The 14239-nt window shown below is 74.4% G+C and carries 13 protein-coding genes and 1 pseudogene; 9 read left to right on the plus strand and 5 right to left on the minus strand.

Translation table 11 applies throughout. From position 1 onward, the window contains the following. The first annotated feature begins 43 nt into the window (after positions 1-43). The 4 genes from P3H78_RS25070 to P3H78_RS25085 are packed head-to-tail and all read left to right on the plus strand — an operon-like array spanning position 44 to position 5227. Positions 44-802: a redox-sensing transcriptional repressor Rex gene (locus P3H78_RS25070; protein WP_276111414.1), complete on the plus strand. Its 759-nt coding sequence runs from the start codon at positions 44-46 to the stop codon at positions 800-802. Continuing rightward, on the plus strand, positions 799-2553 hold the full coding sequence (locus P3H78_RS25075; protein ID WP_276111415.1) for a glutamyl-tRNA reductase: 1755 nt from the start codon (positions 799-801) through the stop codon (positions 2551-2553). Before P3H78_RS25070 ends, P3H78_RS25075 begins: the two co-directional genes overlap by 4 nt. Next, positions 2550-3524: a hydroxymethylbilane synthase gene (gene hemC / locus P3H78_RS25080; RefSeq protein ID WP_276111416.1), complete on the plus strand. Its 975-nt coding sequence runs from the start codon at positions 2550-2552 to the stop codon at positions 3522-3524. The genes P3H78_RS25075 and hemC overlap by 4 nt, the downstream gene beginning before the upstream one ends. Continuing rightward, positions 3521-5227, plus strand: coding sequence for a bifunctional uroporphyrinogen-III C-methyltransferase/uroporphyrinogen-III synthase (locus P3H78_RS25085; protein ID WP_276111417.1), 1707 nt, complete (start codon positions 3521-3523; stop codon positions 5225-5227). Before hemC ends, P3H78_RS25085 begins: the two co-directional genes overlap by 4 nt. Before the next feature lie 327 nt (positions 5228-5554). Here the strand turns inward: P3H78_RS25085 and P3H78_RS25090 are convergent, their stop codons facing one another. Beyond that, positions 5555-6547, minus strand: a complete 993-nt coding sequence (locus tag P3H78_RS25090) for a phospholipase D-like domain-containing protein (protein ID WP_276111418.1) — start codon at positions 6545-6547, stop codon at positions 5555-5557. Positions 6548-6815: 268 nt separating this feature from the next. Between P3H78_RS25090 and hemB the strand changes: the two genes are divergently transcribed. Continuing rightward, the gene (gene hemB, locus P3H78_RS25095; RefSeq protein WP_276111419.1) at positions 6816-7814 is read left to right on the plus strand and encodes a porphobilinogen synthase; all 999 of its coding nucleotides are present in this window, start codon (positions 6816-6818) and stop codon (positions 7812-7814) included. Positions 7815-7897: 83 nt separating this feature from the next. On the opposite strand, the gene P3H78_RS25100 is transcribed toward hemB, so the two are convergent. Further along, complete coding sequence (locus tag P3H78_RS25100) at positions 7898-8695, minus strand: DUF4232 domain-containing protein (protein ID WP_276111420.1); 798 nt, start codon at positions 8693-8695, stop codon at positions 7898-7900. Between the two features lie 213 nt (positions 8696-8908). Here P3H78_RS25100 and P3H78_RS25105 point away from each other — a divergent pair. Both P3H78_RS25105 and P3H78_RS25110 read left to right on the plus strand, forming a co-directional pair. Continuing rightward, positions 8909-9061: pseudogene (locus P3H78_RS25105) on the plus strand (helix-turn-helix domain-containing protein); the annotation flags it as partial. A gap of 654 nt (positions 9062-9715) precedes the next feature. Continuing rightward, positions 9716-10636 carry a hypothetical protein gene (locus tag P3H78_RS25110; protein WP_276111510.1) on the plus strand — a complete coding sequence of 307 codons (921 nt, stop codon included), beginning with the start codon at positions 9716-9718 and terminating at the stop codon, positions 10634-10636. 201 nt (positions 10637-10837) lie between these two features. On the opposite strand, the gene P3H78_RS25115 is transcribed toward P3H78_RS25110, so the two are convergent. Together P3H78_RS25115 and P3H78_RS25120 are read right to left on the minus strand one after the other, a co-directional pair. Further along, positions 10838-10987: a hypothetical protein gene (locus tag P3H78_RS25115; protein WP_276111421.1), complete on the minus strand. Its 150-nt coding sequence runs from the start codon at positions 10985-10987 to the stop codon at positions 10838-10840. Between the two features lie 192 nt (positions 10988-11179). Continuing rightward, entirely contained in the window at positions 11180-11959 is a 780-nt protein-coding gene (locus P3H78_RS25120) for a DUF4253 domain-containing protein (RefSeq protein WP_276111422.1), read from the minus strand. Positions 11960-12317: 358 nt separating this feature from the next. Between P3H78_RS25120 and P3H78_RS25125 the strand changes: the two genes are divergently transcribed. Further along, positions 12318-12743, plus strand: a complete 426-nt coding sequence (locus P3H78_RS25125; protein WP_276111423.1) for a hypothetical protein — start codon at positions 12318-12320, stop codon at positions 12741-12743. Positions 12744-12814: 71 nt separating this feature from the next. On the opposite strand, the gene P3H78_RS25130 is transcribed toward P3H78_RS25125, so the two are convergent. Next, positions 12815-13201, minus strand: a complete 387-nt coding sequence (locus P3H78_RS25130) for a VOC family protein (protein WP_276111424.1) — start codon at positions 13199-13201, stop codon at positions 12815-12817. Positions 13202-13272: 71 nt separating this feature from the next. Here P3H78_RS25130 and P3H78_RS25135 point away from each other — a divergent pair, with 71 nt between their 5' ends. Continuing rightward, positions 13273-14235 carry a helix-turn-helix transcriptional regulator gene (locus tag P3H78_RS25135; RefSeq protein ID WP_276111425.1) on the plus strand — a complete coding sequence of 321 codons (963 nt, stop codon included), beginning with the start codon at positions 13273-13275 and terminating at the stop codon, positions 14233-14235. The last annotated feature ends 4 nt before the right edge of the window (positions 14236-14239 follow it).

Genomic DNA, 14239 nt, shown 5'->3' on the forward strand with positions numbered 1-14239 from the left:
GACGTACGACCGCCCACAGCCCCGCTCTACCCGCAGGAGCACCGTGGCAACTGGCCGAACTCACCGACCGGCGACCCGCAGCCGAGGGATTCCCGAGGCCACCGTCGCCAGGCTTCCGCTGTACCTCCGTGCCCTGACCGCACTGTCGGAGCGCTCGGTGCCCACCGTCTCCTCCGAGGAGCTGGCCGCGGCGGCGGGGGTCAACTCCGCCAAGCTGCGCAAGGACTTCTCCTACCTCGGCTCCTACGGGACGCGCGGTGTGGGCTACGACGTCGAGTATCTCGTGTACCAGATCTCGCGTGAACTCGGCCTCACCCAGGACTGGCCGGTTGTCATCGTCGGTATCGGCAACCTCGGCGCGGCCCTCGCCAACTACGGCGGCTTCGCCTCCCGCGGCTTCCGGGTCGCCGCCCTCATCGACGCCGACCCCGCGATGGCCGGGAAGCCGGTCGCCGGGATCCCGGTCCAGCACACCGACGAGCTCGAGAAGATCATCCAGGACAACGGCGTCTCTATCGGCGTGATCGCGACCCCCGCGGGCGCCGCCCAGCCGGTCTGCGACCGGCTCGTGGCCGCCGGTGTGACCTCCATCCTGAACTTCGCGCCGACCGTGCTGAACGTCCCCGACGGCGTCGACGTGCGCAAGGTCGACCTCTCCATCGAGCTGCAGATCCTCGCCTTCCACGAGCAGCGCAAGGCCGGCGAGGAGGCCGCCGCCGACGGCGCACTGCCGACCGCCGCCCGCGCGGGGTCCGCCGACCAGGGGCCCGACGGGGACGTCCCCGCCGTGATGCCGGCATGAGTCTCCTCGTCGTCGGGCTCAGCCACCGCAGCGCTCCGGTCAGCGTCCTGGAGCGGGCGTCGCTGAACGCGGACGCCCAGTTCAAGCTGCTCCAGGACACCGTCGCCGCCGAGCCGGCCACCGAGGCCGCCCTGCTGGCCACGTGCAACCGGATCGAGCTGTACGCCGACGTGGACAAGTTCCACGCCGGTGTGGCCGAGCTGTCCACGCTGCTGGCCCAGCACAGCGGGGTCGGCCTGGAGGAGCTCACGCCGTACCTCTACGTGCACTACGAGGACCGCGCCGTCCACCACCTGTTCTCGGTGGCCTGCGGCCTGGACTCGATGGTCGTCGGCGAGGGCCAGATCCTCGGCCAGATAAAGGACTCCCTGGCGATCGCCCAGGAGCTGCACACCGCCGGACGGCTGCTGAACGACCTGTTCCAGCAGGCGCTGCGGGTCGGCAAGCGGGCCCACTCGGAGACCGGCATCGACCGCGCCGGGCAGTCCCTGGTCACCTTCGGCCTGGAGCAGCTCTCCGCGGGCGCCGACGTCGAGACCTGGGCGCGGGGCAGGAAGGCCCTGGTCATCGGGGCCGGCTCGATGTCCTCGCTGGCCGCCGCCACGCTCGCCCGGGCGGGCGTGGCGGAGATCGTCGTCGCGAACCGCACCCCGGCCCGCGCCGAGCGGCTCGCGCAGATCCTCACCGAGGGTGACGACACGGACGTGCTGGCCCGCGCGGTACCGATGGACGCGGTGCCGCTCGAGCTGACACGGGCCGACGTCGCCGTCTCCTGCACCGGCGCGACCGGACTGGTCCTGCCCGCCGACACCGTCGCCGCGGCCGTCGACGGCCGCCTCCCCGGGCCCGCAGCGGCCGGGAACGGCGACGCCCCCGCGGCCGAGGACGCTCCGGGCGCCGCGGACCGCCGTACGACGGTCCGGGCGGACCAGCGGGACACCCCCCTGCCGCCCGCCGGCGCGGGCGCGGAGGAGAGCTGCCCGCTCGACCTCTCCGACGTGCAGGCGGGTTTCTCCGTGCACGGCGAGGCAGCCGTGGCCGGCATGGACGCGGCCACCCTGGAGCAGCACTCCGCCTGGGTCGACAACGGCACCGTGGACCGCCGCGAGTCGGCCCGCCGCAGCGCCGAGGCCGACGCCGCGCTGATCACCAGGCTCGCGGCGGCCGCGACCGCCGTCGGCCGCATCCCCGAGCGCCGCATCCCCGAGCAGCCCACCGGGGCCCCGCGTCCCGAGCCGGTGCTGTTCCTGCTCGACCTCGCCATGCCGCGGGACGTCGACGCGGCCGTGCACCGGCTGGCCGGTGTGCGCCTGGTCGACATCGAGTCCCTCGCCGAGGCCTCCGCCGACGCGCCGATGGCGGCCGACGTGGACCAGGTCCGGCGCATCGTCGCCGCCGAGGTCACGGCCTTCGGGGCGGCCCAGCGGGCGGCCCACATCACGCCGACCGTCGTCGCCCTGCGCAGCATGGCCGCCGACGTCGTCGCCGGGGAGATCACGCGCCTCGAGGGGCGCCTGCCCGGCCTGGACGACCGGCACCGGGCGGAGATCACCCAGACCGTGCGGCGCGTCGTCGACAAGCTGCTGCACGCCCCGACCGTCAGGGTCAAGCAGCTCGCGGCCGAACCCGGCGGTGCCGGGTACGCGGACGCGCTGCGCACCCTGTTCGACCTCGACGCCGAGACGGTGGCCTCCGTCTCGCGCGCCGTGGAAAGCACCGAAGAGAAGGCCAGGAACCGAGGGCCGGCATGAGTGAGAAGGCACTGAGGCTCGGGACCAGGCGGAGCAAGCTCGCCATGGCCCAGTCCGGGCAGGTGGCGCAGGCCGTGAGCCGGGTGACCGGACGGCCCGTCGAACTCGTCGAGATCACCACCTACGGCGACACCTCCCGCGAGCACCTCGCGCAGATCGGCGGTACCGGTGTGTTCGTCACGGCGCTGCGCGACGCGCTGGTGCGGGGCGAGGTCGACTTCGCGGTTCACTCGCTGAAGGACCTCCCCACCGCGCAGCCCGCGGAACTGGTCCTGGCCGCCGTGCCGGAGCGGGAGGACCCGCGCGACGTGCTCGTCGCCCGGGACGCCCTGAAGTTCACCGACCTGGCCGCGTCCGCCCCGCGGGGCGTCGCGCGCATAGGCACCGGCTCGCCGCGCCGCATGGCGCAGCTGAACGCGTACGCGCGCAGCCACGGGCTGGACGTCGAGACGGTCCCGATCCGCGGGAACGTCGACACGCGCATCGGTTTCGTCCGCAGCGGCGAACTGGACGCGGTCGTGCTGGCCGCGGCCGGCCTGAACCGCATAGGACGCAGCGACGAGGTGACCGACTTCCTGTCGGTCGACACCGTTCTGCCCGCCCCCGGCCAGGGGGCCCTGGCGATCGAGTGCTCCGCGGGCAACGCGGACCTGATCGCCGCGCTCGCGGAACTCGACGACCCGTTCACCCGGGTCGCCGTGACCGCCGAGCGGTCACTGCTCGCCGCCCTGGAGGCCGGTTGCAGCGCACCTGTGGGTGCACTGGCCGACCTGCTGGCCGACGGGCAGTTTGTCAAGGAAATGCGCCTGCGCGGCGTCGTCGGCACCACCGACGGCACCTCGCTGGTGCAGCTGTCCACCACCGGTCCCGTGCCCCGCACGCAGGCGCAGGCGATGGCGCTCGGTCGCGAACTCGCCACCGAGATGCTTGCCCAGGGCGCGGCCGGTCTGATGGGGGAGCGAGCACATTGAGCCCCACCACCCTTCCCGCCGGTCCTGAACACGGGCACGTCACCTTCCTCGGTGCCGGACCCGGAGATCCGGGACTACTCACACTGCGCGCCGTGGAGGCGCTGGCGAGCGCGGACGTCCTCGTCGCCGAGCACGAGGTGCTCGACGTCGTACGGCCCCATGCCCGGCAGGGCGCCTCCTTCGTGCACACGGACGACGGTCCTGCCCAGGACCCCGTTCCGGGCACGGGCGCGCCCCAGTTGACGGTGGTTGACGGTACGTCAACAACCGTCGGCGCCCCCGCGGTGCGGGATGCCGCACATCTTGTCATGGAGGCTGCGCGGGGCGGCAGGCGGGTCGTCCGTGCGGTGTCCGGGGACCCGGGACTTGATACGTACGCCGCCGAGGAAATGCTCGCCTGCGCCGCAGCGGGTGTGCCCTTCGAGGTGGTGCCCGGTATCGCGAGCGCCGTCGGCGTGCCCGCGTACGCCGGTGTGCCGCTGCGCGACGCCCAGGGTGCCGACGTCCGCTTCGTGGACGCCCGGACGGCCTCCGACCGCTGCTGGACCGAGGTCGGCGCCTCGGACGGCACGGTCGTGGTGTCGACCACCCTCGACTCGGTCGCCGCGGCGGCCGGGGAGCTGGTGTCGGCCGGTCGCAAGCCGGACACGCCGCTGACCGTCACCGTCGCCGGCACGACCACCCGGCAGCGGACCTGGACGGCCACGCTGGGGACGATCGCGCAGACGCTGAAGCAGGCGAAGGTGCTGCCGTCCCCGGAGGGCGGGCGGCCGGTGATAGCCGTGGTCGGCGAGCGTTCCGCCGCCGCCCAGCGCGACCAGCTGTCGTGGTTCGAGTCCAAGCCGCTGTTCGGCTGGAAGGTCCTCGTGCCGCGCACCAAGGAGCAGGCGGCGTCGCTCTCCGACCGGCTGCGGTCCTACGGGGCCGTGCCGCACGAGGTCCCGACCATCGCCGTCGAGCCGCCGCGCACGCCCCAGCAGATGGAGCGGGCGGTCAAGGGCCTGGTCACCGGCCGCTACGAGTGGATCGCCTTCACCTCGGTCAACGCGGTCAAGGCGGTCCGGGAGAAGTTCGAGGAGTACGGCCTTGATGCTCGGGCTTTTGCGGGTATCAAGGTGGCTGCGGTGGGCGAGCAGACCGCGAAGGCGCTCATCGCCTTCGGCGTGAAGCCGGACCTGGTGCCGAGCGGGGAGCAGTCCGCCGCCGGGCTGCTGGAGGACTGGCCGCCCTACGACCCGGTCTTCGACCCGATCGACCGGGTGTTCCTGCCGCGCGCCGACATCGCCACGGAGACCCTCGTCGCCGGGCTCATCGAGCTGGGCTGGGAGGTCGACGACGTCACCGCCTACCGGACGGTCCGCGCCTCGCCGCCGCCGGCGGAGACCCGTGAGGCGATCAAGGGCGGCGGCTTCGACGCCGTGCTGTTCACCTCCTCCTCCACGGTGCGGAACCTGGTGGGCATCGCGGGCAAGCCGCACAACGTGACGGTGATCGCCTGCATCGGCCCGGCCACCGCCAAGACGGCGGAGGAGCACGGGCTGCGGGTCGACGTCATGGCGCCGGAGCCGTCGGCGCTCCGGCTGGCGGAGGCGCTCGCCGACTTCGGCATGCGCCGCCGGACCGCGGCGCTGGAGGCGGGCGACCCGGTGACCCGCCCGAGCGAGCGACGGCCGGGGGCTCGTCGGAGGCGGTCCACGACCTGAGGCGCCCGAGCAACGCGGACGGCCCGCGCCGTGCACCGCACGGCGCGGGCCGTCCGCGTCCGCGCAGTCCCGCGGGCGGCGGCCCGGCGAGGGTCGCGCACGGTCGGCTACGAGTGGATCGGCGACGCGTGGATCGACGACGGCGACCAGGCGGCCGTCCTCGTCCGGACCGGCCTGCTGGACCCGCCCCTGACGGCCCGCCTCCCCCTGCCCACCGACCGGACCACGGCCCTGGGCACCGGCACCGGTTTCGACGGACCGGCGCTGCGGGGGCGGGGGCGGCGGACACGGGCGCGACGCACCGCCCCCGTGTCCGCCGTCCGGCCGTCAGGCCGGGGTGCCGCCTGCGTAGTCGCTGTTGAAGGTGGACTCGACCGTGGCGGCGACCGACTGGGCCACGCCGGTGCCGGTGAGGATCAGGCCCAACTCGCGGTTGTTGCTGAGCGAGTTGCTGCTGATGTTCATGGAGCCCGCCTCGACCGCCTGGGTGGACAGACCGTAGTCGGCGACCATCGCCTTGGCGTGGATGTAGAAGCCGTTGGGGTCGGAGTAGCCGACGACGGTGCCGCCCGCGGACTTGATGGAGGACACCTCGCTCGCGTAGCTCGACGGGTTCTCCAGGACCACCCGGACCGCCACGCCCGCCTTGGCGCGGGCCACGATGGCGTTGACCACCGTGCTGTCGCTCAGCTCCAGTTCCTGGACGTCGAGGGTCTTGGTGGCGGCGTTGACGAAGGAGACCAGGCGGTTGCGGGAGTCGGTGGGGGACCACAGCAGGTGGTCGCCGTCGGTCGGGGTGATCGAGGTGGCCGCGTAGTCCGCGTTGAAGACCTTCTCGATCGAGGCGACGTCGCGGGTGTCGTCGTCGAACACCCCGTAGTCGCGGCTGGTCGTGTAGTACTGCGAGGTGAGGTTGCCCGTCATGATGAGGGACTTGGTGCCGTCGACCGTGATGGTCTTCTGGTGGGTGTAGACGTAGGCGGACGAGGACCAGACCACGCCCACGCCCGCATTGGTCAGGGACGTGTACGCCGAACCGTTCGCGCTCTGGTGCTGTCTGTCGAGGACGACCCGTACGGTGACGCCCTTGTTCTTCAGGGCTATCAGGTCGTTGACGGCGGTGGTGTCCTCCAGCTCGTACATGGTCATGTCGAGCGTGCTGGTGGCCGAGTTGATGAAGTCGTAGATGGTGGGCTGGCTGCCGCTCTGCGAGAAGGCGAACGCGGAGTAGCTGGCCGCGTTCGCGGGGACGGCGGTGGCGACGACGGCGGCGCCGGCCGCCAGCGCGACGCCCGCACGGCCGAGGACCTTCCACAGCATGGATGACTCCTAGTCGGTGGGGAGCCCACGGATGGGGAGTGGGCGCGTGCATGACACCACGCGCGTAGAACACTGGGGAGGTGTGCGGATCCAGGGACGGTCAGGACGCTGCAAAGACTTCGTATGCGGGCGCCTTGTGCCCGGATCTGTCCCTCGCGCGGGCCGCGCCCCGAGCCTCCGCGGGCCCGCCGCCGCCCCTCGCCGGGCCCCTCACGCGTCCGACAGGGCGTCGGCAAAGGGGGGTGCCGGGCGGGCGTAGCGTAGGGGCATGACGAAGTACGGATCCTTCCCCGGTACGCGTCCCCGTCGGCTGCGCACCACGCCCGTCATGCGCCGCATGGTCGCCGAGACCCGGCTGCACCCGGCGGACCTGATCCTGCCCGCGTTCGTGCGGGAGGGCGTGAGCGAGCCGGTGCCGATCACGGCGATGCCCGGGGTCGTGCAGCACACGCGCGAGAGCCTGAAGAAGGCGGCCGCGGAGGCCGTCGCGGCCGGAGTCTCCGGGATCATGCTCTTCGGCGTGCCGGAGGAGTCCCGCAAGGACGGCCTCGGGACGGCGGGCACCGACCCCGACGGCATCCTCCAGGTCGCCCTGCGCGACGTGCGCGCCGAGGTCGGGGACGACCTGCTCGTCATGTCCGACCTGTGCCTGGACGAGTTCACCGACCACGGCCACTGCGGCGTCCTCGACGCCGAGGGCCGCGTCGACAACGACGCCACGCTCGAGCGCTACGCCGAGATGGCGCAGGTGCAGGCGGACGCCGGGGCCCATGTGGTCGGCCCCAGCGGCATGATGGACGGCCAGATCGGCGTCGTCCGTGACGCGCTGGACCAGATCGGTCGCGAGGATGTCGCGATCCTCGCCTACACGGCCAAGTACTCCTCCGCCTTCTACGGCCCCTTCCGCGAGGCCGTCGGCTCGTCCCTGCAGGGCGACCGCAAGACCTACCAGCAGGACCCGGCCAATCTGCGGGAGTCGCTGCGGGAGCTGGCGCTCGACCTGGAGGAGGGCGCCGACATGGTGATGGTCAAGCCGGCCGGCCCCTACCTGGACATCCTGGCCCGGGTCGCCGACGCCGTGGACGTGCCCGTCGCCGCCTACCAGATCTCCGGCGAGTACGCGATGATCGAGGCCGCCGCGGAGAAGGGCTGGGTCGACCGCGACCGGGCGATCCTGGAGACCCTGACCGGCATCAAGCGGGCCGGCGCGCGGAACATCCTCACGTACTGGGCGACCGAGGTGGCCCAGAGGCTGCGCCAGGCGTAGCCGGCGGCGGCCGGACGCCCGGGAGGCGTCCCCGCGGGCCGGGCCCCGGGAAGGATCCCGGGGCCCGGCCCGCCGCCGTGCGCCTACCAGTTGAGCGCGTCGCCCCTGTCCTGCTGCCAGTAGGTCACCGCGAGCGTGCTGTCGTAGTAGACGCCCTTCGCGGGGAGGGCCGGGGTCGCGGACGGGCCGCCGCTGCTGTTCGGGGTCATGCCCTGGAAGCCGACCGTCAGCCGGTGGGCCGTCATGCCGCCGTCGCCGCTGCCGTCGGCGGCGGAGAGCAGGACGCCCGCGTACCCCGACTCGCCGGGCGCCAGCGACACCACCGCCTGCGGCTGCGTCTCCTGCGCGCCCTGCGGCACCCACTGCATCTCGTCGAAGCGGATCACAGGGAAGTAGGTGAGGTCGCACCACTTCGAGCCGGTGTTGGTGACCGTGAGCAGCATGTGGTTCAGGGGGCGGGGCACCGGGCGGGCGGTGACCTTCGTGTTGGCGCCGGTGCACAGCACGCGGCCGCTGCCCCCCTTGCCGGAACCGGACGCGCCGGCCGCCGTCCTGCCGCCCGCGTGCCCGGTCCCGGCGGCACCGCTGCCCGAGCCGGCCGAGGTGGGGGAGCTGCCCGAGCCGGCGGGGGCGCCGGTGCCGGTCGGCGCGGCCCGTCCGCCGGCCGCGGACGCGCCGCCCCGGGCGCCCGTGGTGCCGGCCGCCGCGGCTCCCGCCGGGGCGGTGGTCCGCGCGGCGCCCTCGTCCTTCGTGCCGGTGCCGTCCTGGCAGGCGGTGAGGGCGAGCGAGGCGAGGAGGACGCCCGCCGTGCCCAGGAGCACCCGCGGCCTCGTGCCGAACGGACGGGAGGTGCGGGCGGGAGCGGTACGGCGTACGGACATGGCTGGTCCCCTTTTCGAGAACGGTGACTGCGAACAACCGCTCGACCGGTGGACGGGAGCGGCGTGCTTGGATGGCCCCAGCCTGCGGGGCGATCCGTCCCGGCCGCCACGACCGGGCGGAGATCGGGGACGCTGGAACACCTGCATGGCCTATGACCTGCGGAGACATTCCCTTCCTGGAACACGGGAACGGGACACGGGGTGGGAGGAACGGTGTCGGAGGACACTGCGGGGGGCGATTTCGCAGCGCTGCTGCGGGAGTTGAAGGACCGTGCCGGACTCAGTTACGGCACGCTCGCCAAGCGGCTCCACATGAGCACGTCGACACTGCACCGGTACTGCAACGGGGCCGCCGTCCCCACGGACTACGCGCCCGTCGAGCGCCTGGCCCGGCTGTGCCGGGCGTCGCCGGGCGAACTCGTGGAGCTGCACCGGCGATGGATCCTGGCGGACGCGAACCGGGGACGGAGACCGGCCGGTTCGGCCGATGCGGCGGGGACGACCGATGCGGCGGGGCCGGCGGGCGTATCGGGGGCGTCGGACGTGCCGGGGGCTTCGGGGGAGGCGCCGGACCGCGGGACTTCGGGGGCGCAGGGCCGGGGGACGGGCGCCGCACCGGGTCCGCGTCCCGGGGGCGCGACGGAACCGGGGGCGGAGCGTGCGGCCGAGGGCTGCGGGTCCGCCCCGGCCGGGGACGGCGGCCGGGTGACCGGGGCCCGGCGCGGCCGTTTCTCCGGGTTCGGGCGCGGCCGGGTCTCCGGGGCCGGGGACGGTCCGGGCGCGGAGACCGAGGACGGCCCGGCCTCCCGGTCCGGGCGTGACCGAGCCACGGGGACCGGGTTCTCCCGGGCCGGGACCGGCGAGGTGCCCGCGGCCGTGCGTGGCCGGGTCACCGGGGCCGCCGGGTCGCCCCCGGCCGGGGACGGCCCGGGCCCCGTGGCGCGGGACCGCCCGGACCCCGTGGCGCGGGGCGGCCGGGTCGCCGGGGCCCACGGCGCGGGGGCCGCGCGGGGGCGGCGCATGCGTCCCGTCGTGCTCGCCGGGGTCGCCGTGGCCGCCGTCCTCGGTGCCGTGGCGCTCGCGGTCGGCCTGCCGTCGCAGGACGGCACCGACGGCGGCCGGGACCGGCCCGCCGCGGCCGGGCAGGACGGCGGCGAGGGCCCGGACGGCGGACGCGCCTCCACCGGCCCCTCCGCCGCGGCGTCCCGTTCCGCCCCGGCCTCCGCCGGGCCCACCGCGGGACCGGCCGCGCCGCGCGGGGGAGGCGCCGGGAAGGGAAGGGCCGCGGCCACGCCCACCGGCGCGGACGGCGACGACGGCACCGGTCCGCCGCCCCTGACGGTGGCCACCCGGCCGTACACCTGGGAGTCCCCCTGCGACCAGCACTATCTGATCGCCCACGGGCCGGGGGAGGTGGCGCCGCCGCCCGTGGAGCAGGACGCGCCGGCCTGGGTGGCGGTGGCCGGCGCGGTGTCGTCGGGCCGCCAGTACCTCACACTCACCGTGCAGGGCACCCGGGGTGCGACCGTCGTCGTGGACAGCCTGCGGGTGCGCGAGGCGGGCAGGCGGCCGCCGCTCGCCTGGAACGACTACGCGATGGGCTACCCGGGCGTCGGCTGCGGCGGCGGGGTGCCGACCCGCTCCTTCACCGTCGCCCTCGACGCGGCCCGCCCCGTCGTCGTCCCCGAGGCGGGGCACCGGAACTTCCCGTTCAAGGTGAGCGAGTCCGACCCGGAGGTCTTCTACGTCACGGCCGACGCCTCGGCGTACGACGTGAGCTGGTACCTGGAGCTGAGCTGGTCCAGCGGCGACCGCCACGGCACACTGCGCATCGACGACCGAGGCCGGCCCTTCCGCACCAGCGGCGCCGGCGGCCGCCCCGGCTACGAGTTCCCCCTCGGCGGCAAGGGCTGGGTCCCCGCGGGCTCGACCACTCCCTAGTGCTGTGGCCGGAGGGGTCACCGGCTCGCGGCGCCCGGCACGGCACCTCGCTGCGTTGCCGCCTCACCCGGGTACCTCCCGTACGCGGGCGACGCTCCGCCGCGCGATGCTCCCCACGGCCTGAACGGCGTGGGAGGTGCCGCCGGCACCGGACGCCGCGAGCATCCCGGCACACCTTTGCGGCCACAGCACCCGGTGTGTCTACGGGAGGTCGCCGTGCAGCCGTGACGACGAGGAGGACGGTCCCTCGTCGCGGATGCCCTGGCCGTCGTGGCAGGCCGTCAGGGTGAACGCGGCGAGGAGCAGTGCCACGACGGCGAGCACGCGGGCACGGGCGGGACGTGCGGGCATGGGGGCTCCCTGGGGACGGCACGGGTCCGACGGTGATCGCCTCCAGCCTGACCGGTGCGGGGCACCCGGCGCCACGGGTGCGGCCGGATATGGGACACCGGGACGCCCGTCCCGCCCCTGAGCTGCGCGAACGCCGGCCCCTGGGGACGGGATCCGGGACACCCGCCCCGACTACGGGGCCCTCGGGCCGCGTCAGCCCCACCAGAAGTGCCAGCTGCGCGCGCCGAGGAGCTGCCGTGCGTACGCCTGCGGGCTCTCCGCGTGGTCGATATTTTCCGGGCAGAAGGCGAGGTGCTCGGCCGTGATCGCCTCCGCCTCGGCGGGGGTCGCCGGCGGCGCCGCCACCGACACCACGAGCCGGTCGAAGCCGAGGGCCACCACCCGCACGCCGAAGCGGTCCTCCCAGGAACGGAGGACGGCGCACAGGCGTGCCACGTCGCTCTCGTGGTTCAGCGGGCCGGTCCAGCCGATCGCCGCGGGGACGTCGGCGCTGCGGCGGGCCGGGACCAGCGCGAGGTGCGGCCGGGCGAACGCGGCCCGGTCGTCCGCCAGCGCGTCGGCGACCTCGGCCGCCCGCACGTCCGGATCGACGCTCGGAGTGCGGCCGCCCGCCGGTCCCGGCCACTGCTCGCCCTCGTCGGCGCACTCCTCCCAGAGCTGCGCCAGGACCTCCTCGGCGTCGTGGTCCCCGGGGTAGGACGTCTCACCGGGCAGCAACTCCCACTCCTCCGGGCCGCCGTGACGGTCGCCCAGGTCCACGAGGACCGGGATCAGGCCCAGCCGGGCGGCGGGCGCTCCGAGCGCGGTCCAGTTGCCCGGGGAGGCGGCGCGGCCCGCGTACCAGAGCAGAGGCTCGTGCCAGGGACCCTCGTCCGTCGTGTCGAGCAGCACGCCGGGCGGCAGCTGCAGCCCGAGCGAGCGCCCGCTCGGATCGGAGGCCAGCTTCGGCAGAGGGTTCGGAAGTGTCGCCATGCCGCCGACTGTAGAGGCAGCCACTGACAACACCCGTCGCACCGGCAGCCGTTGGGCCGGCCGCAGCCGCCCGGCAGATCTGCACGTCCGCCGGTCCTCCCGGCGTGAGCGCCGCTGCGGGTGACGTGCTGCTGTGCGAGAGCGAGCCGGTGACGGACGCGTTCCTGCGCGGTGTTCCGCCGGGTGGTCGTCCTGGGTGCTGTTCCCGCAGGTCAGGGGCCGGTGCGTCCCAGGAACGCGTCACTGCCTCGCGGACTCTGGTGGACGTCGGGCGGGAGCGGCCATCGTCGCAGCAGCAGAGGGCGGCGACAGAGGACCCGCCGTCCCCGGACCTACGGACAAGGGAATCCGAACCATCATGAACGCACGCACCCGCTTCGCGGTCTCCTGTGCCTCGCTCGCAGCGGTCGTGGGGATCGCCATGCCCTCGACCGTGGCGGCCGCATCGCCGGCCGCCTCCGCCACCGCCTCCGCCGTCACGTGCTCGGGCTGGAAGACGATCCACGCCGACCACAACTCCGTCGGGGTGAAGTACATGGAGTGCGACCGCAAGGTCGGCGGACACCAGCAGACCAGCGCCGCCCTCTACATCTGGGACAACAAGACGGACGGCAAGTACGCCCGCGTGAACGTGGCCACGGGATACGCCCACTGGTCCGGCCTGGACCAGACCTGGTACCGCTACTACTCCTGGACGAGCACCCGCCACCACAGCCCCAAGTACCAGACGGGGTGGCACGCCGGGAACGACGTCGAGGTGCTGCTCAAGGCGGTCCGCGGCTGACCCCGCCGGTGGGCCCCGCCCCCACCCGGGGGCCGGGCCCCACCGCAGTGCCGGGCTCAGGGGCTGTCCCGTCAGACGAGTGTGGTGATGCAGAACGGGTGGCCGGCCGGGTCCAGCAGGACCCGCCAGCGCTCGCCTCCTGGCTGGAAGTCGGGCCTGGTGGCGCCGAGGCCGAGCAGTCGCTTCTCGGCGAGGTCGAGATCGTCGACGCCGAGTTCGATGTGCGCCTGCTTCTCCTGCGCCGGGTCCGGCCAGGTGGGCGGGCGGTAGCCGGCCAGGCGGCTGAAGCCGAGGCCGGTCGCCCCCTCCTTGCCCAGCAGGACGAAGTCGTCGGTGGAGCAGAGGGCCGACATGCCGAGCAACTCCCCGTAGAAGCGGGCCATTTCGGCGGGGTCGGCGCAGTCGAAGGTGACGGCGGCGTAGCGGAACACGGGTGCGGACGAGCTCTCTGCGGTCATGGAGGGGACGCTATGCGGTGACCCGGACAGATACGGTCCTGGTTGTCGCGCCGTGTGGAAGACTTCCGCGCGTGATCGGCTCGTCCGCCCGCCTGCTGCGGCTCCTCTCCCTGCTGTCGGCCCGGCCGTCCTGGACCTGCGCCGAGCTGGCCGAGCGGATGGAGGTCACGGACCGCACGGTCCGCCGGGACGTCGCCAGGCTCAGGGACCTCGGCTATGCCGTCGACTCCGACGCGGGCCCGTGGGGCGGTTACCGCCTGCGTGCCGGCGCGCGGGTGCCGCCGCTGATCCTCGACGACGAGGAGGCGCTGGCCGTCGCGACCGGGCTGCGCGAGGCGGCGCTGAGCGACGCGCTCGGCGGCGACCAGGCCGCACTGTCGGCCCTGCTGAAGCTGCGTCAAGTGCTGCCCCGGCGCGTCGCCGAGCGGCTGGGGGAGCTGGACGACGCGTTCGTGCGGCTCCCCGGGACCGACGGTCCGCAGATCAGGGCGGGCCTGCTGCTGGAGCTGGCCGCCGCCTGCCGGCAGGGGGAGCGGGCCCGGCTGTCCTACACCGACGGAGAGGGCCGGGCCACGGTCCGGGACGTCGACCCGTACCGTCTGGTCCACACGGGACGGCGCTGGTACTTCGTCGCGCGGGACGTGTCCCGGGACCAGTGGCGCACCTTCCGGGCGGACCGGGTCGACCGGCTCCGGCCGACCGGTCGGCCCGTGGATCTCACCGACCCGCCGGACCCGGCGCGGCTGGTCTCCCGCAACATCGCGAACGGCCCCTACCCGCTGTCGGCGACGATCCGCCTGCCCCTCCCGATGAGTCAGGCGCTACGGCTCGTCCCGGCCACGGTCGGCAGCCACCGCCCGGACGGCCCCGACGCCACCCTCGTGGACATCGGCGGCCCCGACGCGGACGGGCTGGCCCGCTACCTCCTCGGCCTGGCGGCACCTCTGCGCGTCCTCGCGCCGGAGGCGGTCAGGCAGGCCCTGGTGCGTCGCACCAGGGCCCTCCTCGACGGCAACGGCCCATCCGCGGAGTGAGAGA

Origin of the sequence: Streptomyces tropicalis, assembly GCF_029269835.1 — a bacterium.
Classification (GTDB): domain Bacteria; phylum Actinomycetota; class Actinomycetes; order Streptomycetales; family Streptomycetaceae; genus Streptomyces; species Streptomyces tropicalis.

Excerpts from the sequence above, each read along its gene's own strand:
- P3H78_RS25075 (WP_276111415.1), top strand. The coding sequence starts at position 799 with ATGAGTCTCCTCGTCGTCGGGCTCAGCCACCGCAGCGCTCCGGTCAGC.
- hemC (WP_276111416.1), top strand. The coding sequence starts at position 2,550 with ATGAGTGAGAAGGCACTGAGGCTCGGGACCAGGCGGAGCAAGCTCGCC.
- P3H78_RS25090 (WP_276111418.1), bottom strand. The coding sequence starts at position 6,547 with ATGCTGTGGAAGGTCCTCGGCCGTGCGGGCGTCGCGCTGGCGGCCGGC.
- hemB (WP_276111419.1), top strand. The coding sequence starts at position 6,816 with ATGACGAAGTACGGATCCTTCCCCGGTACGCGTCCCCGTCGGCTGCGC.
- P3H78_RS25100 (WP_276111420.1), bottom strand. The coding sequence starts at position 8,695 with ATGTCCGTACGCCGTACCGCTCCCGCCCGCACCTCCCGTCCGTTCGGC.
- P3H78_RS25110 (WP_276111510.1), top strand. The coding sequence starts at position 9,716 with ATGCGTCCCGTCGTGCTCGCCGGGGTCGCCGTGGCCGCCGTCCTCGGT.
- P3H78_RS25115 (WP_276111421.1), bottom strand. The coding sequence starts at position 10,987 with ATGCCCGCACGTCCCGCCCGTGCCCGCGTGCTCGCCGTCGTGGCACTG.
- P3H78_RS25120 (WP_276111422.1), bottom strand. The coding sequence starts at position 11,959 with ATGGCGACACTTCCGAACCCTCTGCCGAAGCTGGCCTCCGATCCGAGC.
- P3H78_RS25125 (WP_276111423.1), top strand. The coding sequence starts at position 12,318 with ATGAACGCACGCACCCGCTTCGCGGTCTCCTGTGCCTCGCTCGCAGCG.
- P3H78_RS25130 (WP_276111424.1), bottom strand. The coding sequence starts at position 13,201 with ATGACCGCAGAGAGCTCGTCCGCACCCGTGTTCCGCTACGCCGCCGTC.